A 26678-nucleotide genomic window follows, 5' to 3' on the forward strand; every position below is an offset into this window, starting at 1 on the left:
CGATCGCATGAATCTCAAGGAACGCCTGCACAGCCATCTGATTCAAATTGTACGCGATCGCAATCCTTGCTTGGCATCCGAAGGGCATTTTTATGCCCAGCAATACATCCGCGAACAGTTGGCACAGTGGGGGACTGTAGAAATTGACGATTTTTCCGTGCGTGGCCGAATTCATCACAATTTTATCTTGGATTTACCCCCCTTCGATCGGGCGAGTAAAAAGCAGTTGCCGCCGATCGTAATTGGTGCTCATTACGATACTGTACCCGGATCGCCTGGGGCCGATGATAATGCTACTGGTGTGGCTGTTTTGCTGGAAATCGCAAGGGATATCGCATCTGCGCCGCTCAAATATCCAGTGCAATTAGTCGCCTTCGATATGGAAGAATACGGTTGTTTGGGAAGCAGTCTTCATGCAGCTAAATACAAGCAACAGCAAAAGTCAATCCGGTTAATGATTTCTTTGGAAATGTTGGGTTATTGCAACCATAATCCTAATTCTCAAAGCTATCCCGCTGGCTTGAAATATTTTTATCCAAATAGTGGTAATTTTATTGCTTTAATTGGCACTTTGCAGACGGTTCCCGATTTGATTAATTTGAGTGGCAAAATTCGCCAATCTGGTCAGCCCTGCGAGTGGCTGCCGGTGCCGAATCGAGGTTTAATTGTCCCCGATACTCGCCGCAGCGATCATGTTCCTTTTTGGGATAATGGTTATCCGGCTATTATGGTGACTGATACTGCTAATATGCGAAATCCGCATTATCATCGAGAAAGCGATAGGATTGAGACTTTGGATTTGGATTTTCTGGCTGGTGTTTGTCAGGGGTTAGTCAAGGGCATTCGACATCTATAATTAACACGATCGAGCGCCTGCTAGTTTGAGCGACCAGAAATTATGACTTTTATGACCAGAAGTTATGAATTTTATGAATTGACTCGAACAGAAGTTTGTTGAATACTTATAAATTAATCAAGCAAAAATTTCAAAAAAAAGAGATATGAATCCTACTTCTCCCGATCGCACTCGCTGGCAATTTTGGATAGATCGCGGTGGCACTTTTACGGATATTGTCGCCAAGAACCCCGACGGTAAGTTAGTCATTCACAAGCTGCTATCGGAAAACCTGGAACACTACACCGACGCCGCAGTTCAAGGAATCCGCGACATTTTGGGAATTGCTGCAGATGTTCCCATACCCGCTACACAAATTGAAGCGATTAAAATGGGGACGACGGTGGCGACAAATGCTTTGCTGGAACGAAAGGGCGATCGCACAATTCTGTTAATTACTAAAGGTTTCGGCGATGCGCTGAGAATTGGCTATCAAAACCGCCCGAATATTTTCGCGCGCCACATTGTTTTGCCCCAGATGCTGTACGATCGAGTTATTGAAGTTGCAGAACGCTACAGCGCTCAAGGTGAGGAGTTAACTGCTGTCAATCCCGAGTTTATCCCGTCTTTGCAGCAAGCATACGATGAGGGAATTCGCAGTTGTGCGATCGTATTCATGCACGGCTACCGCTACTCGGAACACGAAAAACAAGTTGCTAAAATAGCGAAAGAAATTGGCTTTACTCAAATTTCAGTATCTCACGAAGTTAGCCCGCTGATGAAACTGGTTTCGCGGGGAGATACTGCGGTTGTCGATGCTTATTTATCTCCGATTTTACGGCGTTATGTCGAACAAGTAACCAGTCAGTTAATAGAGGCAGATTCCGGGAACGAGGGATTATTAATGCCCAATGCCCAATGCCCAAGTCCCAATGCCCAAGTCCCCAAATTAATGTTTATGCAATCGAACGGTGGCTTAGTGGACGCGGCACAATTTCAAGGAAAAAACAGTATTTTATCGGGGCCTGCTGGGGGAATTGTCGGTGCAGTTCAAACGAGCAAAAAGGCAGGTTTTGATAAAATTATTACCTTTGATATGGGCGGAACTTCGACAGATGTTGCCCATTTTAACGGCGAATACGAACGCGAATTTGAGACGGAAATTGCTGGGGTGAGATTGCGATCGCCCGTGATGGCAATTCACACTGTAGCAGCCGGCGGCGGTTCAATTGTCTTTTTTGACGGGGCTCGCTACCGCGTCGGGCCGGAGTCTGCAGGGGCCAATCCTGGGCCTGCTTGCTATCGCAAAGGCGGCCCCTTGACGGTGACTGATTGCAATGTGATGTTGGGGAAAATTCAACCGGATTTTTTCCCGAAAGTATTTGGATTGAATGCAGATTTGCCGATCGCCTCTGACGTAGTAAAGCAAAAATTTGGGCAATTAGCGGGGGAAATTGGGGGCGAGAGGACGGTCGAAGAGGTGGCGGAGGGTTTTTTGGCGATCGCGGTGGAAAAGATGGCAAATGCTGTCAAAAAAATCTCGCTTCAGCGCGGTTACGATGTTTCCGAGTATACATTGTGCTGTTTCGGCGGTGCGGGCGGCCAACACGCTTGTGCGATCGCCGATGCTTTGGGGATGAAACGGGTATTTATTCACCCTTATGCGGGTGTGTTGTCGGCTTACGGTATGGGTTTGGCTGATGTGCGGGCTATTCGCGAAAGGGCGATCGAGCAACAATTAAATGCAGAATTATTACCTGATTTGCATTATATTTTAACCGAATTGGAGGCTGAGGGAAAGAGGGAATTGAACCGCAGAGGCGCAGAGAACACAGAGAATGAGTCAGAGGTTTTAGTTGTTAGCAAGTTGCGCTTAAAATATCAGGGAAGTGATTCTGTTTTGGCGGTCAATTTTGCTGACAATATGGAGGCGATGCAGGCTGAATTTGAAGCAGCCCACCGACAGCGTTACAGTTTTATTATGCCAGAAAAACCGCTGATTGTGGAAGCGGTTTCGGTGGAAGTTGTAGAAAGAATGGATGTGCCGGAAGCATCCACAATTTCCCCCTCGGGTGGGACGGGCATCTTGCCTGTGCAACCAGTTTCAACCGTGCAAACCTATGTTGCTGGCGGGTGGCGGGAAACGCCTGTTTATCAGAGAGACGATTTGCGATCGGGCGACTGCATAGAAGGCCCTGCTATGATTGTTGAAGCAACGGGAACTAATATCATAGAACCGGGCTGGGAAGGGGAAATCACCGAAAATAATGATTTAATTTTGAACCGCAGATGCACGCAGATGGACGCAGATAATATCGGCGTTCATTCGCGTTTATCTGCGGCTAAATCCGAGCCGGTTTTGCTGGAAATTTTTAATAATTTGTTTCGGGCGATCGCGGAACAAATGGGCGTCACATTACAAAACACAAGTTCGTCAGTCAACATCAAAGAACGTCTCGACTTTTCCTGTGCAATTTTCGACAAAAACGGGCAATTAGTTGCCAACGCGCCGCACATTCCCGTACATCTGGGTTCGATGAGCGAAAGCGTTGAAGCTTTAATTTTAGCACAAGGCAATGCGCTTCAACCGGGCGATGTTTATGTTTCTAACAATCCCTACAACGGCGGCACGCATTTACCAGATATCACCGTTATTACTCCAGTATTTGATCCGGATTCCTCCCTTCCTTTGTTTTATGTTGCCTCGCGGGGACACCACGCCGACATCGGCGGCATTACTCCCGGTTCCATGCCTCCTAACAGTACAACAGTAACGGAAGAAGGTGTATTGCTTGACAATTTTCTGTTAGTAAGGAAGGGAAATTTTCGAGAAAAAGAATTACTAGAAATTCTGACAACGGGTAATTTTCCTGTTCGCAATTTCGCTCAAAATATAGCAGATTTGCAAGCACAAATTGCTGCTAACAAGCGCGGCGCAGAAGAGCTGCTCAAGATGGTAGAACATTATGGATTAGAGACTGTGCAAGCTTATATGGGCTTCGTACAAGACAATGCGGAAGAGTCGGTACGGCGGGTAATTGATGTTTTGAGTGATGGCGAGTTTACTTATCCGATGGATAGTGGCGGACAAATTAAGGTAGCGATTACAATTGACAAAGTTGCGCGCAGTGCGAAAATAGATTTTACTGGCACTTCAGGTCAACAAACAAACAATTTTAATGCTCCCGCAGCCGTGTGCAAAGCCGCTGTTTTGTATGTTTTCCGCACCTTGGTAGATGACGATATTCCTCTAAATGCGGGCTGTTTGAAACCTCTCGAAATCATCAATCCGGAAGGCTGTATGCTGAATCCTCGCTATCCAGCGGCGGTAGTTGCCGGAAATGTGGAAACATCGCAGAATATTACCGATGCTTTGTATTGTGCTTTGGGAGTGATGGCTGCTTCTCAGGGAACTATGAATAATTTCACCTTTGGGAATCAGCGCTATCAATATTATGAAACTATTTGCGGCGGTACGGGTGCTGGTGCAGATTTTGATGGTACGGATGCGGTACAAACTCACATGACTAATTCGCGTTTAACTGACCCAGAAGTATTAGAATGGCGGTTTCCGGTGTTGTTAGAAAGTTTTGCAATTCGGGCTAATAGCGGGGGGAATGGATATCATTGCGGCGGTAATGGAGTGGTGCGGCGAGTCCGGTTTCGGGAGGCGATGACGGCGGGAATTTTATCGGGGAGGCGGGTGATTTCTCCTTGCGGTTTGAATGGGGGTGAAGCGGGGAAAGTTGGGCGGAATTATGTTGAAATGGTTGATGGTAAAGTTGAGGAATTGGGGAGTACGGCGAGTGTGGAAATGCGGGCTGGGGATGTGTTTGTCATTGAGACTCCTGGGGGTGGAGGATATGGTTATTTATAGTAGTAATATCAACTCCGGTAGCATCGGAATTAATCTTACCCACAGTCAGGACACGGCAGTGCCCTGTCCCTACAATTAATCGGGGTAGGGACACGGCACTGCCGTGTGCTCGGTATCATTATGATGATACCAGAAACGATATAAGTAAGCGCTCGCTTTTAATTTCTCGTCATGAACCGACACGCATTGTTCCCGTGAAGATTCTTTTTTATGGGAAGTAATATAGCCAGAGTTTTTGATAACTTTTCTGAGGTCGGAAAAGCTCGATCGCATAAGTGAAAAGTATATATTATCTTGAAAGAGGGACAAAATGGTAGAAATACCGCTCTGGGGACACCGCACCGCTAGAAAATTATCCTCAACTGTGGAATGTCGATCAATAAATCGTGTAGAATCGGGCTGCACCAGCATTTATTCTCAAAGTTATTCCAGAACAATTGTGCAAACACCTAATTTTTCCGAACTCAACCATCCTGTGGTCAAATCCCTGTTCCATCACAGCGACCAGGAATTATTGACTCTGTTTCAAAACCATCCCGATCAGGGTCGCTTCTTCACGGCGATTTTTTGCCGCTACGCTCAAATTGTACACTCCCTGATTCGCCATTCCGTACGATCGCCCGTACAAGGAGATTACCTATTTGCCCACACTTGGCTGCACATCTATCACGAACTGCGAGGTCTGGATTTGCGCCGCGAAATCCAAGAGTCTGAAGGCGAAAATCTCAGTCTCCAAAACTGGCTGATTAATGTCACGGCCGTCTGCATAAATCAAGCGCAATTGCCCCCTGTTGAGTCAATTCACTACTCTTTGCAATCGGCTCCGCCTCCCCTGTGGTGTTACGTCAAACAAGCCTTAGAATTGTTAGCCCCGCTGCCGCGTTTAGTGGTGTTGATGGCTCAGACTTTCCGCTGGAGCGAAACTCGCATTGCAGCTTATTTGCAAGCAGAAGGCGAAGCTATTTCGCCCGCTCAGGTAAAGGCTTTGCTGCAAAAAGGATATCAAAGTTTAGAATCTAACTTGCCGGAGGATATTCGGGCTATTTATCTAGATGAAAATCTCGATTATCAGGAAGCAATTGTCTAGATATACACGATATAAATCCGCCCTTTCTAGTTGTATGGGCGGGTTTTCCCCGAAATATTTGCTAGGACTAACAGCATCGTAAACCCGCCCTTTCGCTTTCGCGAGGAATAAGAAAAAAATGGCAGTTTATCAAGTTCGGTTGGTGAATGAGGCTCTCGCGCTCGATCGCACGATCGCAGTACCAGACGACCAGTATATCTTAGATATGGCAGAAGATGCCGGCATTCGCTTGCCCAACGGATGCAAGCAAGGAGAGTGTTCTGCTTGCGTTGTCAAACTGCTGAGTGGTGAAATAGACCAAAGCGAACAAAAGTTTTTGAAGCCGTCAGAATTGCAAGCTGGCTACGCTGTTACTTGTGTGGCTTACCCGCTTTCTGACTGCACTTTGTTAACTCATCAAGAACAAGTTTTATATCAAGCCGCTCTTTATTTTAAGTAATAGGAAATCACTTTTTTACCATCTTTTCTTCTAGCCTCGCTGGGCGCGGAATTTGTTTGTAGAAGAGCGAATTATATTCGCCGATCAAATCGTTATCAAAGTAGATTGGGTATGGTGTAAGGTGCGTGACTCTCCAGCATCTCGCTGCCACTTGAGTGGCTAGAAAGTCACGCACCCTAACGGGTATAGATAACCCGCCCTTATTAATTTAGCAATTGTAGAATCCGCTGCAGCGGAATTTCGGCCAAATCCAAGCGGTAATTGAGTTCGTATGCTAGTTCGGCAACCGCTTTTTCCAAAATGTAAGCATCCAGCAAAACTTGTAGTTCCGGGATAGATTTTGGCAAGAAATTTGCATCGGCGGCAGTCGCCAAATAACTCTTGACAAAAGTTAGGCTGACCCAGCGGAGCCAAACGTTCGCCCACTGCTGCATCTCCGGGAGATTTTCCGGGCGAATCATCCCACTTTCTACTTCATTGCGGAGTGCCAAAGTAACAGCGTAACTTATAGATTGCAGCATTCCCGCAACATCTCGCAGGGGCGACCTCTTCATCCGCCGCTCGCTTAACGGTCGATTCCGTTCTCCTCCGAAATCAATAATTACAAAGTCTTTGCCTGTATAAAGAACTTGTCCGAAATGAAAGTCCCCGTGACACCGAATTCTATCGGCCGTGATTCTCAAGTTCAAAATAGACTTGAAACGTTCCATGATTAACTCTTCGCGGTTGAGGAGCTTGTGAGCCGATTTTTGTACTTCTGGTGGCAGTTTGGACATCCGTTTTTTCAGATCCAGCAAAGTTCTTCCGGCCAGATTTCTCATGTGTTGATAAATGGAACGCTGGTAAAAGGAGGTGAAGTTTTCTGGGGCAAAAGCGGGATTTTCTGTGTCAGAAGCTAAAGCGAGGTGAAGTTCGGCTGTCCGCTGACCTAAAAGTTCGGCTGATGCTAAGTAAGAGCCGATGAGTTCGCGAGCTAATTCCGGAATTTCTAGCGATAAATCGGCTACTAGCGAGTTTTGCTGCCGCTGCGTTTGTCCGGTCAAAGCGTTCGGTAAATAATTTTCGGGGGCGGTAGATAAATTCTCACCGGCATGCTTTGCTTCTACTGTCATTACTTGCTCGAAATAGTCGCGCAGTGTGTCTAATGTATAAGACCAAGCATCTACGCTGTCGGGGATTAATTTTTGTAGGATTCCGACTGTAAGGACTTGTTTTGCTGGTGTGTGATATTCCAATGCTCCGGCAATTGGAGCGTAATGTTGGATCGAGTTGCGCTCTGTTAAAAAGCGTCCGATTTCTAATTCGGGGTTGATTCCTTCCTCGACTTTTCGCAATATTTTCAGGACGAAGCGGTCGCCGTAACCTGCGGATGTATTGCTTTGTTCTTTTTTGAACAGGTGAGGGTCGAGCTGCGATAAATCTTCTTCTGAGCTGAATGCACTGTCGGCAATTCCTACCAGTTGACCTGCAACACCTCTGTAACTGCGAGAATTGCCGATCGCCTCCAGCAGCGCGCTCAGAAAACCTTTGTCCCCGGCAGCGTCAAATAGTACCCCGACTTCCTTGTTTGTTTCTGGGAACTGCAGGCGCGCGATCGCCCGATCGTCCACATCGCCTTTTATCTCTTCCCAACCTAAAGGCAAAACGTAAGTTTCCGGCATACCTTCAGTATAATTCAACAGCAAAAACAGAACGTAAACTTTTGATTCCTCCCCGGCACTATCTTTACATTCAACAGGCACCACCTCACTTATTTCTAAGGATTGAATTGTCCTGTCTGTACCGCTATACCAGCGATTGCGGCGCAAGTATTCCGGCAACAGATTGAGCAGCATATCGCTTAACTGGCTTGTAGAAAAAGCATTTTTCCAATTGCCGATGACCGCCAAACTCGGCAAGTCTGTATGATAACCGTGCAGGGAAAAATCTTCGTGTTTAACAGTAAGAGTAAACCAGTAAAACGTGTGAGGACTCAAGCTCAAAAAGTAAGGTGATTCGCCAACCGCCGGAAACTCAGTGCGACCGAAAATCTCCACCGGAACAGCACCTTTAAAGGGCGAAAGGTCTAATTCTGCCGTCTGCACGAACCGCGACAAATTAGCGACTACGAGGATGTGTTCGTCTTGATAAGTCCGCACAAAAGCTAAAACTTTGCGGTTTTCCGGGGACAGAAACTCGCACGTTCCGCGGCCGAATGCTTGGAAGCGCTGCCTAATTGCAATTAGGCGTTTCATCCACCACCAAAGAGAACTCGGATTCGCCCGCTGCGTGTCCACGTTAACAGATTCGTAGTGATATTCAGGGTCAACAATGGGCGGTGCGTACAGTCGCTGCGGGTTAGCACGGCTGAAACCGGCATTGCGATCGCCACTCCACTGCATCGGAGTTCTCACCCCGTTGCGATCGCCCAAATAGATATTGTCTCCCATGCCAATTTCATCGCCGTAGTAAAGCACCGGCGTACCCGGAAGAGACAGCAGCAAAGCATTCATCAACTCGATGCGGCGGCGGTTATTTCCCATCAAAGGAGCCAAGCGGCGGCGGATGCCCAAATTAATTCTCGCCTGAGTGTCTTGAGCGTAAACCCGATACATATAATCTCGGTCTTCATCACTCACCATTTCCAGCGTCAATTCATCGTGATTCCGCAAAAATAAGGCCCACTGACAGTTATTAGGAATATGGGGAGTTTGCTGGAGAATATCGCTAATTGGAAAGCTATCTTCCATGTGCAAAGCCATAAATAAACGCGGCATCAGTGGAAAATGAAAGTTCATGTGACATTCATCGCCAGCAGCGTAATATTCAACCGCATCCTCCGGCCACTGATTCGCCTCAGCCAGCAGCATCCGGTTCGGGAATTTCTCATCTACGTGCTGCCGCAATTGCTTCAGGAATAGGTGAGTTTCTGGCAGGTTTTCGCAGTTAGTACCTTCCCGCTCGTACAGGTAAGGCACCGCATCCATTCGCAGTCCGTCTACTCCCAGTGCCAACCAGAAATCTACTACATCTAAGATGGCTTGGCGGACGGCGGGATTGTCGTAATTCAAATCGGGTTGGTGGGAATAAAAACGGTGCCAGTAATAAGCTTTTGCTACCGCATCCCAAGCCCAATTAGATGTTTCAAAATCTTGGAAAATAATCCGAGCATCTTGATATTTTTCCGGCGTGTCGCTCCACACATAAAAATCTCTTTCGTTACTGCCTTTCGGGGCGCGGCGCGCTCGCTGAAACCAAGCGTGCTGATCGGAAGTGTGATTGACAATCAACTCAATAATGACTCGAATTCCCCGATCGTGCGCTGCTTCTAAAAGGTCTTTAAAATCCTCTAATGTGCCGTAAATCGGGTTGACGGTGGTATAGTGAGATGTATCATAACCGTCGTCTCGGAGCGGCGAGGGAAAAAATGGCAGTACCCAAATTGCTGTTACTCCCAAGTTTTGCAGGTAATCCAGTTTTTCTGTCAGTCCTCTAAAGTCGCCGATGCCGTCTGCATTGCTGTCGGCAAAAGCCCGAACTGGTACTTCGTAAATAATCGCGTCTTTGAACCACAAGGGGTCGTTATTTAACATTGAGTTTGGCATGATTTGTAGCGATGATTGGTAATTGGGAATTTGTACTTAAAATTTGGTAATTGGGACGTGTTAGTTCCCATCCAAACTGATAAATCATAACTCATAATTTGCCCGCAATTCCTCATGCGAGCGGCAGAGTTTTAATCGTAATTTATTAATGCAAAACTTATAATTTCTTAACTCTCAACTCTCAACAATCTGTTTTGCAATTTCGGATACAGTTCACAATCCGGGTCCTGTGCTAGCTACCGATGCGCGGTACTGCCCACCCTACCAAGGCGTGTCAACTTAAGCCTGAAACCCCTCTGTATCTCTTGCTGGTAGCCCAGTCTAGACCCCCCTAAATCCCCCTTGATAAGGGGGACTTTGAGAACACTCTTGTCCCCCCCTTATTAAGGGGGGCTAGGGGGGATCGAGCCCTTGTTGACACTAAGCACACCCTACAGACTCAGGATTAGGTGCGGTATTTACTACCTGCCGGACGGTTGCCACGACAATACACTACCTTGACGTTGATTACTAATTTTCGTTACATTAGTTTACATAAAGCAACAAAAGTTAAGGAAAAAACAAATATGGCTATTGTAATCGCTCTTTTAATAGTCGGTTGGGTCGCGGCCTCCGTAATTGGCACTCAAGCATATTTCCTCGGAGAACAGTCAAAGCCCATCCACGAGCGGAATTGGAACGATGAATCTTTTGAAAAATTGGCTGTAGCAATCACAGCAACAGAGATGGATTACAGCGTTCGCGTTCCCGCCTACAGCATGGATGCTTACGGCAGCCGCACCATCTCGAATTCTTGATATCAAGTAACAGGTTTCACCATTTTCGATAACAGGCAGGATGCCTGTTCCTAATTTTCAATAACAGGCAGGATGCCTGTTCCACAAGAAAATTGATGGTTTGTGGAACAGGCAAGATGCCTGTTCCTAACTATTCGGCACCTACAAACTCTTACCTGTCAGCGCTGGGCGAGACTCTTTTTTGCGAAATTGCAAAGAGTTATTTTCACAGTCGATCGCAATTGTATCTCCCTCCACAAACGCATTTTCCAGAATCTTGTTAGCCAGCGGGTTTTCCAGCTCCCGCTGGATTGCGCGTTTCAAGGGACGAGCGCCGTAAACCGGGTCGTAACCGACATCTGTAATATGGTTTTTCGCCGCATCGGACAGTTCCAAAGTGATTTTTTGCTCGGCCAACAAACGCTCGATCCGCTTCACTTGGATACTGACTATTTGCCGCAGTTCGACCTTGCTCAAAGTGTGGAACAAAATTATCTCGTCCACCCGATTGAGAAATTCCGGCCGGAAGTGCGATCGCAGCGCTGTCATCACCCGTTTTAACATCTGTTCGTACTCTTGGTCTGTCTCCCGTTCTTGAGTCAATAAATTTTCATTTTCACTCTTGTTTTCAGGCTTGTTTTCACTCTTAGTTACAGTATCACCATCGACTCGCTCGGCCGACACCTCAACAGTACCGTCGGCAGCCACTTTATAATCTGTCTTTTGGCTTGACAAATCTTTCGTTTCCTGCTTTCGACTTCCCGTTTTTTTGACGGTTTTTTCCTTCTTAGTAAACACGTCTAAAATGTGATCGCTGCCGATATTGCTAGTCATCACAATTACGGTATTTTTAAAGTCCACCACTCGACCTTGAGAATCGGTAATTCTGCCGTCATCCAACACTTGCAACAAAATGTTAAATATATCCGGGTGTGCCTTTTCCACTTCGTCAAATAGCACCACCGAATAAGGGCGTCTCCGCACTGCTTCGGAAAGTTGTCCGCCTTCGTCGTAACCGACATATCCGGGGGGAGCTCCTACCAACCGAGAGACGTTTTGCTTCTCCATGTATTCCGACATATCGATGCGGATAATCGCATCATCGCTGTCAAACAAAAACTCCGCCAACGCCCGCGCTAACTCAGTTTTTCCGACGCCTGTCGGGCCCATAAACAAGAAAGAGCCGATCGGTCTTCCGGGATCTTTCATCCCCGCCCTAGCGCGCCGAATTGCCGCTGCCACGGCTGTTACAGCTTCCTCTTGACCGATGACTTTTTGGTGCAAGTGTTTTTCCAATTGCAGCAATTTTTGGCGTTCGGATTCTAACAATCGGTTAACCGGAATGCCCGTCCATTTAGCGACAATTTCCGCAATGTCGCCCTCAGTAACTTTTTCTCGCAGCAGGGAAGAACCTTGAGCTTGCTGTTTCAAAAGTTCCGCTTCTTTCGCTTCGCGATCGCGCACCGCCGTTTCCAACTTGCCGTACTTTAACTGTGCGGCTTTATTCAAATCGTAAGCCCTTTCTGCTTGTTCGATTTGGACTCGCAGTTGGTCTTCTTCTGCTTTCAATTTATTGATTGCATCCAACAACTGCTTTTCGCCCAACCACTGAGAGGACAATTTTTCCTGCTTGACTTTTAAGATGTCAATCTCAGATGTGATGCGTTCGACGCGGAAGCCGAGCCCAGGGGCGAGAGTACCTTTTCCTTCGCCTTCGATCGACAATTTTTCCATTTCCAACTGCATCACCCGGCGGTCAATTCCTTCCAATTCCACAGGTTTAGAAGTAATCTCCATTTTCAAGTGGGCGGCCGCTTCATCTACGAGGTCGATCGCCTTGTCCGGCAAAAAGCGATCGGAAATATAGCGGAAAGACAGAGTTGCAGCAGCTACCAGGGCCGAATCAGTAATTTTTACCCCGTGGTGGCGTTCGTAACGGTCTTTCAATCCGCGCAAAATCGAAACAGTATCTTCAACGCTGGGTTCGCCGACAAATACTTGTTGAAATCTGCGTTCTAGTGCAGGATCTTTTTCGATATGCTTGCGGAATTCGTCGAGAGTTGTAGCGCCGATGCAGCGCAATTCGCCTCTAGCCAACATTGGTTTCAACAAATTTCCCGCATCCATTCCCGAACCGGAACTGCCACCGCCGCCAGTGCCGACAACTGTGTGCAATTCGTCAATAAATAGGACAATTTGCCCGTCGGAATCGATGACTTCCCGCAGAACAGACCGCAACCGTTCTTCAAATTCGCCCCGGAATTTTGCCCCAGCAATTAAACTGCCCATGTCGAGGCTAAATAGCTGGCGATTTTTCAAAGATTCGGGTACGTCGCCGTTGACAATTCGCTGGGCTAAACCTTCGGCGATCGCAGTTTTTCCGACTCCGGGATCGCCAATTAATACCGGATTGTTTTTTTGGCGGCGGGAAAGAACTTGTACCACGCGGCGGATTTCCTCGTCGCGGCCGATTACTGGGTCGAGTTTGCCGGCTTTGGCGGCTTCTGTCAAATCGCGGCCGTACTTGCTGAGGGCGTCGGAGTTAGCTTCGCCCTCTTGATCTTGGGCTTTAGCATTGCTGCGGCTGGCTTTCCCCGTTTCGGAAGTTTTTTCTTGGGCTTTAGCAGTGGCGCGGAAAGATTTGATGGCTTCTTCGAGTTTTGGTCGATCAATCGTACCGGCTGGGGGTTTGCGATCGTAACCGGGGCGGCCCGGCGGGCCGTCGCCTTTTGTCAGCAACCTGCGGCCGACTCGTTCGTCTTCTACTAAGCCAATTAATAAATGTTCAACCGCGATAAAATTATCTTGCCAAGTCGCTCTGGTGGCCTCGGCAACATCTAACATCACTTCTAAGCCGCGGCCGAGGTATAGTTGGTCAGCGTTGGCAACTCTGGGCTGTCGTTTGGCAAAAGCATCTAACTGCTGGGCCAAGCGGGTGACATCAACCCCAGCCAAGCTGAGAATGGTGTTTGCTAAGCCAACCTGTTCGAGAATGGCGATCGCTAAATGTTCAACCTCTAGCTGCTGATTGGCAAAGCGGCGGGCTACATCCTGGGATTTGACAATGGCTTCCCAGGCTTGATCTGTAAATTTGCTAGGGTCTGTTGGCTGCACGTTGGTTCCTCGCAATCAAGGGGATGCCTGTTGTTATCCGTTAATACATCCTCTCACAACCATCATAATCTTTAAACAGGATTATGAATTTATGAGTGCGGTTAACTAGGGCGGAAGTTGTGAAATAATTGACAAGATTGCAAAAGCTTACCGTCCGCAATCCACCCCGAAATTTGGTGCGTTCAGACCGACTATGGCAATTCCCTTCGGGATAGGTTGGGTGGCCGTACTTATAAAAATATTGCCGGCAACAAGATTTTTTATCGGTTGAGACTTATGCTCTTTCCCACTTACCAATTTCTAATATTTTTCCTAATTACTTTTAGCGTTATCGTCTCGGTAAAACCCCAAGTCGATTTGTATAAAATTGTTTTGTTAGTTTCCAGTTTATTATTTTATTCCTTTTGGAGTTGCGACTTTCTCTTAATTCTTCTTTTATGTACAGCATACAATTATATCATTCTTCGGGCTGCCGGCAACGGTAAACATAAAAAAATCGCTTTAATCTCCGGCTTAATTTTCAACATTGGCACTCTCGGCATCTTTAAATATTGCAACTTCTTTGTAACTTCTTTATTTGAGGTACTGAACCAGCTACAAATTCCAGCCAACTTTCAAGTTTTGCAAATAATCACCCCCGTCGGTGTGTCGTTCTACACTTTTAGAATGATTTCCCATTTAATCGACTGCTACCAGCAAAAAATAGCCTGTCCTAAATTGGTAGATTACGCCGCATACATTACCTACTTTCCCCAAATTGCCTCCGGACCAATCTCCCGGGCTGGCGAATTTTACACGCAGCTAAATTCACCGAACAAATACGACTATCAAATCGAAGAAGTTATAGTTTTAATTTTGTCGGGACTGTTTAAAAAATATACTTTAGCGAGCTTTTTGTTTAACTTCACTGACTTGCCATTCAAAGTCCCCCAGCAGTACAGCAGCATCGATTTAATCCTCGCGGCAATTTCCTATTCTTGTTTAATTTACGTAGATTTCAGCGGCTATTCGGATTTAGCCAACGGCATCTCCTGTTTGCTGGGTTTCAAACCCATTGCCAACTTTAATATGCCATACCGATCGCTCAGCTTGCAAGAATTTTGGAAAAGGTGGCACATCAGTCTTTCCGAGTGGCTGAGGGATTACCTTTACTTTCCCTTGGGTGGCAACAAATACGGCAAGTTGAGGAAGTACCTAAATCTATTTTTAACAATGGCGATCGGTGGATTGTGGCACGGCGCAGGTTTAAACTTTATTTTCTGGGGAGCAATTCACGGTTTAGGATTGGTTATAAACCATTTATGTAAAGATATTCCCCAAGCTATCCACTTTAAATTAGACTATGCCTTTCCCCGATTTGCTAAATTTTGCAGTGGATTGTTAACCTTTAGTTTTGTTACTTGTAGTTGGGTATTTTTCGGCACTCCCAATTGGGAAACTGCGGTGAGTTTTTTTGAAGGAATTGTCCATCCTGCCGTCGCAACTTTTCAATTTAACTTTTGGCAATTGTATTTAGTAATTGCAGTCATTGGCGCGATCAACTTGTGGGGCGATCGCATCTCCCAACTATTGCAAACCGTATTGTCATTAAAAAACATTTTCTTTCGGGTTGTCTTAGTTTCGTTGCTCGTGTATACTATCTTGATGTTGGGTCCGAGTACCGTTCCGCCTTTTATTTACTTTAATTTCTAAGAAATATGAAAGACCGGGAAATTTTGCTAATTGTTACTTCTGTAATTCTCACTTTAATATTTTCCAACTTATCATTATTTCTAAAAAGCTTTGCTTCAACCCCTTTCGCCAGTCCAGAAATCAAACAAGCAGCGCGCCAAATCCAACTAGACCATTTCAAAAAATCCGAACAAGATTTTTGGAGCCAAATTAAAGATATTAACTTCGATAGCCTCCCTAAAGAACCAGAAATTCCTCCTGTAAAAACAGAAACAAAAGTGGCCGTTGAGCCCCCAAAGCCGGCTACTGCTAAAAAACAAACCCCAGCTAAACCCAAGCTGACCCGACCTTATCGCAGATTTTTATTTATTGGAGATTCCGTAATGTTCGACTTAGGAATTCAACTCCAGTACACTCTTAAGAAAAAATACAATATCACCGATACGAAAATTGACTACAAGGTCTCGACCGGATTAAATCGGATAGATTATTATGACTGGTATGCCAGAACTAGCCAAATTCTTAATAATTATCAGCCGGATGTAGTGATAATTTTGTTCGGAGCAAATGACCCTCAAAATATTATTGATTTTCAAGGGAAAGCCTGGGCTGTTTTGGGCAAAGAATGGCAAAAAGCTTATCAAGAAAGAGTTGAAAAATATGCCAATTTACTTAATTCGTCATCTGTGAGAAAAGTGTATTGGATCGGTCAATCCATACCTACTAAATCTTTGTATCTCAAAGCTTTTCCAATCATGAACGATATTTATAAAAATGCCAGCAAATCTTCATCCAAAATCGAATTTATTTCTACTTGGGAGACTTTTGCCCAAGCCGGAAAATTGGTTACTGTAGTTGCTGACAAATCCGGAAAGCGAGGATATGTCAAAGCTAATGATGGCGTGCATTTTACCTCCCACGGAGCTAGAATTATCGGCGATTTAGTTGCTGATAAAATGGTCGCCGACAAAATCTTAAAATCTCCCCAACCTCCCAAATCTCCCAAAAAGAAACCCTAAACTTTAATAATTGGTTCCCATTGGGAGTGAGAAACCGGGTTTCTTCACCAAGTCTCGATGAGGATGCCAAAATTATCGCAGAAACCCGGTTTCTTTCTAGCAATAGTGGTAGCTATTTTTCCAGTTGAACTAATTCAACTTTATATCCATCTGGATCTTGCACAAAAGCGATGACAGTTGAACCGTGCTTCATTGGGCCGGGTTCGCGAATAACTTTACCGCTGCGGGCTTTAATTTCTTCGCAAGTACCGTAAATGTCGTCAACGCCGATCGCAATATGACCGTAAGCATCCCCTAAATTGTACTCTGCGACGCCCCAGTTGTAGGTTAATTCTAAAACTGTAGTGTCTGATTCGTCGCCGTAGCCAACAAAAGCCAGAGTAAATTTACCGTCTGGATACTCTTTTTGTCGCAGCAATTTCATGCCCAGAACCTCGGTGTAAAATTTGAGGGATTCTTCCAGGTTGCCGACTCGGAGCATCGTGTGTAGTAGTTGCATTTAGCTCACTCCAAATTTTTTAAGCTTCCTCAATTTTAGCGATATCTTGCTGGAAAAAACCGCGTCGGTACAGTTTACCTGGTGTTAACTTGCTTTTTACTGAACAAAAACCACCACAGTTCTAAACCAATTAATGTCAATCCGCCTGCTGTTACGCCAATTTTTAAACTTAACGGCTGTTCAATGCTGCGGAATTGATTCGTTGAAGTAGGATGCTGGACGGACTGTTCGGAAGCTTCAACTCCCGATGCCATTCCCATCACAAGTCCTAAACTCGCGATAATTCCCAAAATTTGGCGATGGTGTAACATTTTTATAATTCCTCCAAATTTATGCAATAGATTTTGGTTTAAAATTCCGCAAGCGCAAAGCATTAGTAAGTACGGAAACTGAACTAAAAGCCATTGCTCCGCCGGCGATAATTGGATTGAGCAGCCAACCGAAAATGGGGTACAAAATGCCCGCCGCGATGGGTATTCCAGCGATGTTATAAATAAACGCAAAAAACAGATTCTCGCGGATGTTCCGCATGGTGGCGCGGGAAAGTTGAATAGCTGTAACTATGCCTTGCAAATCTCCTGAAATTAAGGTAATGTCGCTGGCTGCGATCGCCACATCGGTGCCGGTGCCGATCGCAATTCCCACGTCTGCTAAGGCCAAAGCCGGCGCGTCGTTAATTCCGTCTCCCACCATCGCGACAATTTTTCCTTCCCCTTGCAGGGCTTGGATTTGAGCTGCTTTTTGGTGAGGTCGAACTTCGGCAAAAACGCGAGTAATGCCCACGGATTGGGCGATCGACTCCGCAGTCGCGCGGTTGTCCCCCGTCAGCATCGCCACCTCCAAACCGAGTTTTTGAAGTGCTTTCACCGCCTGCGCTGACGATGGTTTGAGAGCATCCGCAATGCCGAGAATTGCCTCTATTTTGCCCTCTACAGCCATCCAAACAACCGTTTTGCTCGCAGCTTCCAAAGCTCTCCCGCGCAGTTCCAGATATTCAGTATCGCAGCCTAGTTCCTGCATCCACCTGAGCGTTCCCAGGGCGATCGACTTTCCGCCTACAACCCCTCGAACACCACTGCCCGCGATCGCCTCAAAATCCTTAACATCCGTCAAATTAACCTCTTGAGATTGAGCGTACCTCACAACAGCTTCCCCCAAAGGATGCTCCGAATTTCGCTCGACAGACGCCGCCAATTGCAGCAACTTTAACTCATTGCTGTTCGCCGTTCCTTTAATTGTCACAAAATCAGTTACCGTCGGCTTGCCTTCTGTGAGAGTTCCAGTTTTATCTAACACAATAATTTGGATTTTGTGAGCCAATTCTAAACTCTCCGCTCCTTTAATTAAAATCCCATTTTCTGCACCTTTACCGGTTCCCACCATCACAGCAGTCGGAGTCGCTAAACCCAAAGCGCAGGGACAGGCAATAATCAGCACTTCCACCATTGTCACAGTGGCTAGAGTGAAGTTTCCCGTCGCGTTAAACCAGATAATAAAAGTAGCTAAAGCGATGGCAATTACTGCGGGAACAAACCAACCAGTCACTTGGTCGGCTAACTTTTGAATCGGTGCTTTTGAACCCTGTGCGTCCTGCACCATCTTGACAATTTGAGCTAAAAATGTATCTTTGCCAACTCTTGTTGCCCGAAACTTGAAGCTGCCAGTTTTGTTAATTGTGGCTCCGATAACTTCGTCGCCAAGCTGCTTTTTAACGGGCAAACTTTCCCCCGTAACCATTGCTTCGTCTACTGTGGAAGAGCCTTCAATAACCTCTCCATCTACGGGGATTTGCTCGCCCGGCCGCACCTGCACGACATCGCCAATTTCCACTTTGGCGATCGGCACTTCCAACTCTTCCCCGTTGCGAACTATCCGAGCAGTTTTGGCTTGCAAACCCATGAGTTTGCGAATAGCCTCCGAAGTTTCTCCCTTCGCCCGATTTTCTAGGGTTTTCCCCAACAAAATTAAGGCAACAACGCTAGCGGCAACTTCGTAGTAAACACCAGAATTTAACCCTTGGGCGGTGAATATACCGGGGAAAAATGTCACAAATACAGAATAAAAGTAAGCAGCACTTGTACCCAAAGCAATCAGGGTATCCATTGTCGCCACCCGCCGTTTTAGGGATTTCCAAGCTCCCACATAAAACGATTTACCGCACCAGAATTGTACGGGTGATGTCAGGACTAATTGCAGCCAATAATTGTGCAGCCACGCGGGAATAAATGGCAAGTGCAAGCCGGTCATCGCCGGAATAGCGCCCACAACTAGCAGGATGCTGATGATACCTGCTGTCCAGAGTTTCCGCTGCAAGGTTTGAGATTCCGATTTGCGATCGGCTTGTTCGGAATCATCCTCTGCTGCCGCCATTTCTTGAAGTGGCAAAGCTTGGTATCCCGCAGCATCAACAGCCGCTTGAATTGTTTCTAAGTTGGTTTGCTTAGAGTCGTATTGGATGGTTGCTTGTTCCATCCCAAAATTGACATGACACTCAATTACGCCCGGAACAGATTGAATTGCTTGTTCGATAGAGGAAGCACAAGAAGCACAACTCATGCCCCGCAATTTAAGTGTGAGATTGTCCATATATGCCATCCTCAATGAGACATTTACCCTTTGTCTTTAAATAGTTGGATAGCCGGCCGATGCGATCGCTTTCCTAACTTCACTTTCCGACTTAGCGGTTTGAATCGTGACCAATTTTGTCTTGATATCCGCCTCAACCGTGGAGGCTGAGTCAATGGCTTGGACTGCTTTTGTGATTGTAGTCGCACAAGCAGAACAAGCCATCTTAGGAACTTTTAGCTGTAAAGTCATAATTTGAACCTCAGCAGAAACTACTCTGCTCAATCAATGAATTAACTCTATTGTAAAGTCTCCAGTCCACAGGAGAGTCAAGGGGAATTGCAAAATAAATCAGAAATTATCAAAAAACTGGTGTGACACGCTACCCATAGGGGTAAGGCGCGCACTGTGCACCCTACATAATTAGGTTCAAGTGAGTCCTGTAAATCTTAACTTTGAGTGCGATCGACGGCACAGCAATAATTCTTTACAATTCCGAGGCAAAAATTTCATCCTAATTTCATTTATATGTGGAAAGCTGAAGATAAATCGCAGTTTTAAGCATATAAAATCTATGAAACCCATTTCATTAAAAACAGGCTTTGCAGGGCTGATATTGACCGCCGCAGCCGCTTTAACCAGCGGAGTGCTTGCAGCTTGTTCAAACACCCCTTCCAGCGAAACTCAAGCCCCAAAGGTTACGGCTGCAAAGGAAGCAAACAACAAGCAAGACATGGCACAAGGCGGCGGCATGGGTGGCATGAATCATGGCATGAATCACAATATGTCAATGGATTTAGGCCCTGCTGATGCCGACTACGATTTGCGGTTTATTGATGGCATGACAGTACACCATCAAGGTGCTGTAAAAATGGCTCAAGATGTGCTTAAACAATCCAAACGCCCGGAAATGAAAAAACTTGCCACTGATATAATTGCTGCTCAAAACCGCGAAATTAATCAAATGAAAGAGTGGCGAAAAACTTGGTATCCCAAAGCCAGCAGTACGCCGATGGCTTATCATGCTGCCATGGGTCACATGATGGCAATGACTCCCGAACAAATGCAAAGCATGATGATGAGCATGGATTTAGGGGCCGCTGACGACCAATTTGACTTGCGATTTATCAATGCGATGATTCCTCACCACGAAGGAGCTTTAGTGATGGCTGAAGATGCTTTGAAGAAGTCAAAACGCCCGGAAATGAAGAAACTGTCTCAAGAAATTCTGACTTCGCAAAAGCAAGAAATTGAGCAAATGAAACAGTGGCGGCAAGCTTGGTACAAACAGTAATTTAGCTCCCCTTAACAAAACGTGATCCAAATCCCAAAAATGAGTGACATTAATCACATTAGCTCAAGAGTTCCGAAAATACTTGCTTCACCAAAGCAAGAAATTGAGCAAATGAAAAAGTGGCGACAACCTTGGTAGACAAAGTAATGTAGCTCGACAGTGGCTGTCAGCATTTGTCTGAATCCACCTCAGTTTCCTGAGAGTAGCTACACATACTGTACATAATTGAGCTGCCCTACCTCTAAAGTAGTAGAAAATTACGTAAAAATACTGTAGACAATTGCTCAGCCCTACCTCTAAAGTAATAGATAACTCAGCAAAAAGCTATATAGAAAGAGAGGGTAGTTTATGATATTGAATACCTTGGAATTAAACACCACTTATACATCAAATGCCGCCGTAGAGGCGCTAGTGAGCGCATTAACAAAGGAAATTGAAGCGCCAGCAGAGATAAAAAAACCGGAAAAAAATCTACAGAACAATCGCTTGTCATTAGGCGAAACTTATCTTCGTATTTTAGAATCCGGTGGGCATCTGGGCTGCTGAGGCGAAATTTCATCCTAATTTCATTTGACCGTGAAATACTAGGTTGAGTAGAGCATTTATAGCTCTTGGTCATTGCTTAGCGGTCGCTTCTTGGAAAATGCTAATAAGTAATTTTACTTAATGGGTATCACTTACTTACCTTGGCAAAATACCAACCGTTAAACCTGTGGCACTCAACCTGATTTCAAGGACAATGCCAACGATGATATTTCATAAATATGCTCAATATCCGGCAATTATTAGCAGCTTTTCGGGAAGTTTGTTCAGCCTAATTTTGCTAAGTTCTCCTGCCGCTGTTTTTGCCCACGCTGGCCACGGAAATGAATTTCACCAAAGCGGCGAAACAACTCAAACTCCTGCTGCTATTTCTGTCGATGCCGAAACAGCCAAACGATTAGGAATTAAAGTCTCCCCTGCTGCCCCTCAGCGACTAGATATCGGCATTAAAACCACTGGACAAATTGAAACTTTACCCAACCAAAAAGTCGAAGTGACGGCTGCTGTTGCTGGCAAAGTAGTAGAGTTGCTGGTTAAGCCTGGCGACAAAGTATCAAAAGGTCAACCGGTGGCGGTTTTATCGAGTTCAGAATTAGGACTGTTGCGGGTTGAATCTCTCTCGAAACGTGCCGAAGCTGAGGCAGATTTGCAGCAAGCGGAAGGCGATCTCAAACTAGCACGAGAAAATTATGATCGCCAACTTCAAATATCCGCAGCAGAAATCGCCCAAGCCAAAACCCAACTGACAGCGGTAACTAAGCAGTACCAGCGAGAACAAGAATTAGTAAACAAGCGTTCAGTTGTGCAAGCCGCTAAAGAAAACTATCAACGTCAAGTTGAAATAGCGCAAGCCGAAATAGCGCGGGCCGAAACAGAATTAACTATTGCTAAAGAACAGTTCGATCGCGACAAAGAATTAGCGGCATCAGGAGCGATCGCGCGGCGCACAATGCTGGAATCGCAAGCGCACTTCGCCGAAGCACAAGCCGCTGTTGCTAAGGCAAAAAGCCGTCCTGAAGTTATCAAAGCCGAAACCGAAATTAAACAAGCCGAAGTAGACCTCCCAATGCGGGAATTGCGGGAATCTCAAGGCAGAGTAGCAGAAGCAAAAGCTCAACTTACCAGAGCTCAGAGCCGCCGGGAAGTCCTAGAAGCCGAGAACCAAGTCAAACGCGGCAAAACTGCCGTCGAAGTCGCTCAGTCGCGCATTCGCTTGGCTGACGCAGCCTATCAAGCGCGGCTACAACAATTAGGAACTGTTGCCAACGAGCGAGGACTCGTTACCGTAGTTGCTCCGATTTCCGGGACGGTAGCCGATCGCGAAATCACCCCCGGAGAGTCAGTAAACGCTGAAAAACTGTTGATGACCCTCTTAAATGACAGCCGCGTTTTTGCCACAGCCAATATTTACGAAAAAGACCTGAATCAAGTCAAACAGGGTCAGGAAGTCAGGGTAAAAGTCGCTAATTTACCCGATCGCACTTTCAAGGGAAAAATCGCCTTAATGGGGTCATCCGTGGAAGGAGAAACGCGGGTTGTGCCGGTGAAAGCAGAACTCGATAATATTAACGGCGAATTAAAGCCTGGACTATTTGCGGAGTTGGAGATTTTAACCAACAAAACTGCCACAAATATTTTAGCAATTCCGAGTGCGGCGGTAGTGGATGTTAGCGGTAAAAAAACCGTTTACGTCCAAAATGGCAATGCTTATCAAGCGGTTGAAATTGAACTCGGTCAAACGGCCGGAGATTTAGTTGAAGTGAAGAGGGGTTTATTCGAGGGAGACTTGATAGTAACGCAGCGCGCACCTCAACTTTACGCACAATCTTTGCGGGGACCCAGCAAGCCCTCAAAAGACGAGGCACAGAAAGAGGCAAATCCCAAGATAAGAGAAGTTAATTTTAATAATTTACCCGTGTCTTTATGGTGGGCGGGAATAGGAGGAGGAGTTGCGATCGCATCCCTGACTTTTACAGCCGGTGTGTTGTGGGGAAATCGGCGCCAATTTCCAGCACTAGCAGCCGATTCTGGAAACAATGCCGGAAACAATAGTTTTTCCGCCTCTGCATCGGCGTTGGACAATGAACTGCTGTTACACAATGACAACCATCACGTTAAAACTCAAGACGCAGAAGTCAAGAGTTTAAAGTAACAGCACGACACGGAAGTCACGGATACACGGATAGCTGTTTTTATCAATTCCCAATGCCCAATTCCCAATGCCTAATTCCCAAATTATTAAATGTTCAGCACAATTCTCAAATGGGTAATTAACCGCCGGTGGCTAGTCGTTCTTGCCACCATTATTGTTAGTCTTTGGACATTGTATATCATCCCCCAAATGTCCCTTGATGTCTTCCCTCCTTTTGCACCGCCGCAAGTCGAAATTCAGACGGAAGCACCGGGTCTCGCGCCGGAAGAAATCGAGTCTTTAGTAACACTGCCAATTGAAAGTGCGATTAATGGAACTCCTGGGGTGACAGCAGTCCGATCATCTTCCGCTGTGGGTCTTTCTGCAGTTAAGGTAATCTTTGATTGGGGAACAGAAATTTATCAAGCGCGCCAGTTGATAACAGAACGGTTGCAGCAAGCTCAAAGCAAGCTTCCCGCAGGAGTAGAGGCACCACAAATTTCTCCCACAACTTCTCCTGTGGGTACTGTTATTACCTATGCTTTTACCTCGGAAACTACTTCTTTGATGGAAGTGCGCCGTCTGGTTGATTGGCAAGTCACAAATCGCCTTCTAGCTGTGACTGGCGTTGCTCAAGTGGTGGCTTACGGCGGCGATCAGAGGCAGTATCAAGTATTAGTAGAACCTGCCAAGTTGAAAGCTTTTAATGTGTCATTGCAGCAAGTTGCCGAAGCGGCGGCGGCTGCGAATGTTAACGCGCCGGGGGGGTATTTAATTACGCCGGATCGAGAAACTTTAATCCGGGGGGTGGGGCGGATTGAGTCTCTGGAAGATTTGCAGCAATCGGCGATCGCCTCTCGCCACGGAACACCTGTCAGAATTGCTGATGTAGCTGATGTCAAGATTGGTGCTGCAATCAAGCGGGGCGATGGCAGTTTTAACGGCAAAAAAGCTGTGATTGTGATGGTAAACAGACAGGCAGTTGCTGATACTCCGACGGTAACTAAAGCGGTTGAGGCAGCAATGGCTGAGGTGCAGCAAGCTCTGCCCAAAGATATTAAAGTTACTGTGACTTTTCGACAGGAAGAATATATTAATTCCTCGGTGGAGAATGTGCGATCGGCTTTAGTTGAAGGCAGTATTATCGTCACCCTTATTCTCATCCCGTTTTTGATGAATTGGCGGACTCTGACGGTTGTTTTGCTCGATTTTTTCCTAACTTGGCTGTTCGGGCTGCTGGCGATGTATTGGCTGGGGCTGGGGCTGAATACGATGACTTTGGGTGGTTTGTCGGTGGCGATCGGCACTGCGATCGACGATGCGATCGTCTATGCCGAAAATACCTACCGCAATTTGAGAGAAAATAAGGCTTTTCTTCATCCTCGCCCGGTGATGGATGTAATTTTTGATGGCAGTCAGGAGGTGCGCGATTCGTTAATTGGAGCGACTGTTATTGGAATTGTGGTATTTTCTCCTATTTTTACTTTGCCCGGTGTAGAAGGTCGAATTTTTACGCCGATGGGGATTACTTATTTGGTAGTTGTTGTGATTTCTAGTCTGGAATCGCTGTTAATATCTCCGGCACTTTGCGCTATCTTGTTGCCTACCAAACGCATGAGTTCACGAGAACCCTGGTTGCCAAGATTTTGCAAGAAAAAATATCATTGGATCGTAGAATTGTCAATGCGTTATTCGGGGATTATTTTAGCTTTAGCTGCTGCTAGCATGGTGGCTACATTAATTATTTTGCCATCCTTTGGACGGGTGTTTTTGCCGGAGTTTCAGGAGCAAACTTTGGTGAATACTATTCTGCTTTATCCGGGGGTGTCTTTGGAGACAACAGATAGCGCGGCTTTTGCGATCGAAGATGCACTTAAGAATGATACCCGGTTTGAATACGTGCAAGTGCGATCGGGCAGAGCTCCCGGAGATGCTGATGCTGCGGGAGTTAATTTAGCTCACATTGATATCGGTTTGAGCGAGGCTGGGATGAAAAACAGGCCGAAAACTTTGGAGTCGCTGCGGCAGGAATTTGCTAGATTGCCGGGAGTTGCACCAAATATCGGCGGTTTTATTTCTCACCGGATGGATGAGGTTTTATCTGGTGTAAGGAGTCAGATTGCTGTCAAAATCTTTGGCCCGGATCTGGATCAACTTCGCAGCATCGGTGCAAAAGTTGAAGAGCAAATGAAAACAGTTGAAGGAATTGTGGATTTGCAACTAGAACCCCAGGTTCCCGTGCAACAAATTCAAATTAAGTTTAACCGCCAAGCTGCGGGTAGATACGGTTTGAAAATCGGAGAGCTTTCAGAAATTATTGAAACAGCTTTGAACGGCAAAGTTGTTTCTCAAGTTTTGGAGGTGCAGCAAACTTTTGACTTAGTTGTTTGGTTGCAGCCTGAAGCCCGAAATAACTTAGAAACTATTCAGAATTTGCTGGTTGATACTCCAAGTGGCAACAAAATCCCCCTCGCCCAAGTTGCTACTGTCAAATACGGTACGGGTCCCAATACGATTAACCGTGAGAATGTTTCTCGCTTGATTGTGGCGGCGGCTAATGCTAAAGGTAGGGATTTGCGATCGGTTGTGAATGAAATTCAAGCTAAAGTCAAACGAGAGGTGCAGTTGCCTTTTGGATATTTTATCCAGTACGGCGGTCAATTTGAAGCCGAGCAAAGAGCTTCGCAAAATATTATGATATTTAGTGCGATCGCCTTTTTGGTAATTACATTATTGATGTACTTGTCGGTCAAGTCTATCGCTTCAACTGCTATGATTATGATTAATTTGCCGATCGGATTAGTGGGAGGAGTCATTGCGGTAGCTTTGACTGGCGGCATCATCTCTGTAGCTTCTCTGGTAGGCTTTGTCACATTATTCGGGGTTGCTACCCGTAACGGCTTGCTTTTAGTAGACAACTACAACACTAAATTTGCCGAGGGAATGCCTTTTAAGGAAGCTATTGTTAAAGGCTCGATGGAACGGCTCAACGCCATCCTGATGACCGCTTTAACATCAGCTTTAGGTTTAGCACCTTTAGTATTTGAAGGCGGGGCGGGCAAGGAAATCCTCCAACCGCTGTCAGTAGTAGTTTTAGGAGGTTTATTTACTTCTACAGCACTAACTCTGTTAGTTTTGCCAGCTTTGTATGCTCAATTTGGGACATTTTTACGACCTCAAAAACCTCAGCCAGTTATTGAAGACGGTAAGGTACTTAATGTGTGATATTTTCTAATTATTGTCC

17 protein-coding genes are annotated in these 26678 nt (G+C 46.0%); 11 read left to right on the plus strand and 6 right to left on the minus strand.

Translation table 11 applies throughout. The annotated features are described in order from the left end of the window. The first annotated feature begins 7 nt into the window (after positions 1 to 7). The 4 genes from QT996_RS11885 (at position 8) to QT996_RS11900 (ending at position 6238) form a co-directional block, all read left to right on the plus strand. Complete coding sequence (locus tag QT996_RS11885) at positions 8 to 856, plus strand: M28 family peptidase (protein ID WP_333046749.1); 849 nt, start codon at positions 8 to 10, stop codon at positions 854 to 856. A 145-nt stretch (positions 857 to 1001) separates the two neighbouring features. Further along, positions 1002 to 4712 (plus strand): hydantoinase B/oxoprolinase family protein, encoded by a 3711-nt coding sequence (locus QT996_RS11890; RefSeq protein WP_333046750.1) that lies wholly within the window; start codon positions 1002 to 1004, stop codon positions 4710 to 4712. Between the two features lie 439 nt (positions 4713 to 5151). Further along, complete coding sequence (locus QT996_RS11895; protein ID WP_333046776.1) at positions 5152 to 5799, plus strand: sigma-70 family RNA polymerase sigma factor; 648 nt, start codon at positions 5152 to 5154, stop codon at positions 5797 to 5799. A 118-nt stretch (positions 5800 to 5917) separates the two neighbouring features. Further along, positions 5918 to 6238 carry a 2Fe-2S iron-sulfur cluster-binding protein gene (locus tag QT996_RS11900; RefSeq protein WP_333046751.1) on the plus strand — a complete coding sequence of 107 codons (321 nt, stop codon included), beginning with the start codon at positions 5918 to 5920 and terminating at the stop codon, positions 6236 to 6238. A gap of 203 nt (positions 6239 to 6441) precedes the next feature. Here QT996_RS11900 and treS read toward each other — a convergent pair whose 3' ends face one another. Then, positions 6442 to 9810 carry a maltose alpha-D-glucosyltransferase gene (gene treS / locus QT996_RS11905; protein WP_333046752.1) on the minus strand — a complete coding sequence of 1123 codons (3369 nt, stop codon included), beginning with the start codon at positions 9808 to 9810 and terminating at the stop codon, positions 6442 to 6444. 578 nt (positions 9811 to 10388) lie between these two features. Here treS and QT996_RS11910 point away from each other — a divergent pair. Then, positions 10389 to 10619, plus strand: coding sequence for a photosystem II protein, Psb35-related (locus QT996_RS11910; protein ID WP_333046753.1), 231 nt, complete (start codon positions 10389 to 10391; stop codon positions 10617 to 10619). A 141-nt stretch (positions 10620 to 10760) separates the two neighbouring features. Here the strand turns inward: QT996_RS11910 and QT996_RS11915 are convergent, their stop codons facing one another. Then, positions 10761 to 13712, minus strand: a complete 2952-nt coding sequence (locus QT996_RS11915; protein ID WP_333046754.1) for an AAA family ATPase — start codon at positions 13710 to 13712, stop codon at positions 10761 to 10763. A gap of 276 nt (positions 13713 to 13988) precedes the next feature. Between QT996_RS11915 and QT996_RS11920 the strand changes: the two genes are divergently transcribed. Both QT996_RS11920 and QT996_RS11925 read left to right on the plus strand, forming a co-directional pair. Next, positions 13989 to 15404 carry an MBOAT family O-acyltransferase gene (locus tag QT996_RS11920; protein WP_333046755.1) on the plus strand — a complete coding sequence of 472 codons (1416 nt, stop codon included), beginning with the start codon at positions 13989 to 13991 and terminating at the stop codon, positions 15402 to 15404. A 5-nt stretch (positions 15405 to 15409) separates the two neighbouring features. Further along, positions 15410 to 16402, plus strand: a complete 993-nt coding sequence (locus tag QT996_RS11925; RefSeq protein WP_333046756.1) for a DUF459 domain-containing protein — start codon at positions 15410 to 15412, stop codon at positions 16400 to 16402. Between the two features lie 112 nt (positions 16403 to 16514). Here QT996_RS11925 and gloA read toward each other — a convergent pair whose 3' ends face one another. The 4 genes from gloA to QT996_RS11945 form a co-directional block, all read right to left on the minus strand. Continuing rightward, positions 16515 to 16901, minus strand: a complete 387-nt coding sequence (gene gloA, locus QT996_RS11930; protein ID WP_333046757.1) for a lactoylglutathione lyase — start codon at positions 16899 to 16901, stop codon at positions 16515 to 16517. Positions 16902 to 16975: 74 nt separating this feature from the next. Next, entirely contained in the window at positions 16976 to 17212 is a 237-nt protein-coding gene (locus QT996_RS11935; protein WP_333046758.1) for a hypothetical protein, read from the minus strand. A 19-nt stretch (positions 17213 to 17231) separates the two neighbouring features. Continuing rightward, positions 17232 to 19487 carry a heavy metal translocating P-type ATPase gene (locus QT996_RS11940; protein ID WP_333046759.1) on the minus strand — a complete coding sequence of 752 codons (2256 nt, stop codon included), beginning with the start codon at positions 19485 to 19487 and terminating at the stop codon, positions 17232 to 17234. Between the two features lie 36 nt (positions 19488 to 19523). Next, positions 19524 to 19718, minus strand: a complete 195-nt coding sequence (locus tag QT996_RS11945; RefSeq protein WP_333046760.1) for a heavy-metal-associated domain-containing protein — start codon at positions 19716 to 19718, stop codon at positions 19524 to 19526. 322 nt (positions 19719 to 20040) lie between these two features. Here QT996_RS11945 and QT996_RS11950 point away from each other — a divergent pair, with 322 nt between their 5' ends. From QT996_RS11950 to QT996_RS11965, 4 genes are all read left to right on the plus strand, one after another. Further along, positions 20041 to 20760, plus strand: a complete 720-nt coding sequence (locus QT996_RS11950; RefSeq protein ID WP_333046761.1) for a DUF305 domain-containing protein — start codon at positions 20041 to 20043, stop codon at positions 20758 to 20760. A 348-nt stretch (positions 20761 to 21108) separates the two neighbouring features. Further along, positions 21109 to 21306 (plus strand): hypothetical protein, encoded by a 198-nt coding sequence (locus QT996_RS11955; protein ID WP_333046762.1) that lies wholly within the window; start codon positions 21109 to 21111, stop codon positions 21304 to 21306. 202 nt (positions 21307 to 21508) lie between these two features. Further along, positions 21509 to 23455, plus strand: a complete 1947-nt coding sequence (locus QT996_RS11960) for an efflux RND transporter periplasmic adaptor subunit (protein WP_333046763.1) — start codon at positions 21509 to 21511, stop codon at positions 23453 to 23455. Between the two features lie 90 nt (positions 23456 to 23545). Next, positions 23546 to 26659, plus strand: coding sequence for an efflux RND transporter permease subunit (locus tag QT996_RS11965; RefSeq protein WP_333046764.1), 3114 nt, complete (start codon positions 23546 to 23548; stop codon positions 26657 to 26659). The last annotated feature ends 19 nt before the right edge of the window (positions 26660 to 26678 follow it).

The sequence above is a fragment of the Microcoleus sp. S13C4 genome, from assembly GCF_036700865.1.
Lineage (GTDB): Bacteria > Cyanobacteriota > Cyanobacteriia > Cyanobacteriales > Microcoleaceae > Microcoleus.

What these genes read in the sequence shown, in the direction of transcription:
- QT996_RS11950 (WP_333046761.1), top strand. Translation starts at nt 20,041, where the DNA reads ATGAAACCCATTTCATTAAAAACAGGCTTTGCAGGGCTGATATTGACC.
- QT996_RS11935 (WP_333046758.1), bottom strand. Translation starts at nt 17,212, where the DNA reads ATGTTACACCATCGCCAAATTTTGGGAATTATCGCGAGTTTAGGACTT.
- QT996_RS11955 (WP_333046762.1), top strand. Translation starts at nt 21,109, where the DNA reads ATGATATTGAATACCTTGGAATTAAACACCACTTATACATCAAATGCC.
- QT996_RS11965 (WP_333046764.1), top strand. Translation starts at nt 23,546, where the DNA reads ATGTTCAGCACAATTCTCAAATGGGTAATTAACCGCCGGTGGCTAGTC.
- QT996_RS11885 (WP_333046749.1), top strand. Translation starts at nt 8, where the DNA reads ATGAATCTCAAGGAACGCCTGCACAGCCATCTGATTCAAATTGTACGC.
- QT996_RS11890 (WP_333046750.1), top strand. Translation starts at nt 1,002, where the DNA reads ATGAATCCTACTTCTCCCGATCGCACTCGCTGGCAATTTTGGATAGAT.
- QT996_RS11945 (WP_333046760.1), bottom strand. Translation starts at nt 19,718, where the DNA reads ATGACTTTACAGCTAAAAGTTCCTAAGATGGCTTGTTCTGCTTGTGCG.
- QT996_RS11920 (WP_333046755.1), top strand. Translation starts at nt 13,989, where the DNA reads ATGCTCTTTCCCACTTACCAATTTCTAATATTTTTCCTAATTACTTTT.
- QT996_RS11960 (WP_333046763.1), top strand. Translation starts at nt 21,509, where the DNA reads ATGATATTTCATAAATATGCTCAATATCCGGCAATTATTAGCAGCTTT.
- QT996_RS11940 (WP_333046759.1), bottom strand. Translation starts at nt 19,487, where the DNA reads ATGGACAATCTCACACTTAAATTGCGGGGCATGAGTTGTGCTTCTTGT.
- QT996_RS11925 (WP_333046756.1), top strand. Translation starts at nt 15,410, where the DNA reads ATGAAAGACCGGGAAATTTTGCTAATTGTTACTTCTGTAATTCTCACT.
- treS (WP_333046752.1), bottom strand. Translation starts at nt 9,810, where the DNA reads ATGTTAAATAACGACCCCTTGTGGTTCAAAGACGCGATTATTTACGAA.
- QT996_RS11900 (WP_333046751.1), top strand. Translation starts at nt 5,918, where the DNA reads ATGGCAGTTTATCAAGTTCGGTTGGTGAATGAGGCTCTCGCGCTCGAT.
- QT996_RS11910 (WP_333046753.1), top strand. Translation starts at nt 10,389, where the DNA reads ATGGCTATTGTAATCGCTCTTTTAATAGTCGGTTGGGTCGCGGCCTCC.
- gloA (WP_333046757.1), bottom strand. Translation starts at nt 16,901, where the DNA reads ATGCAACTACTACACACGATGCTCCGAGTCGGCAACCTGGAAGAATCC.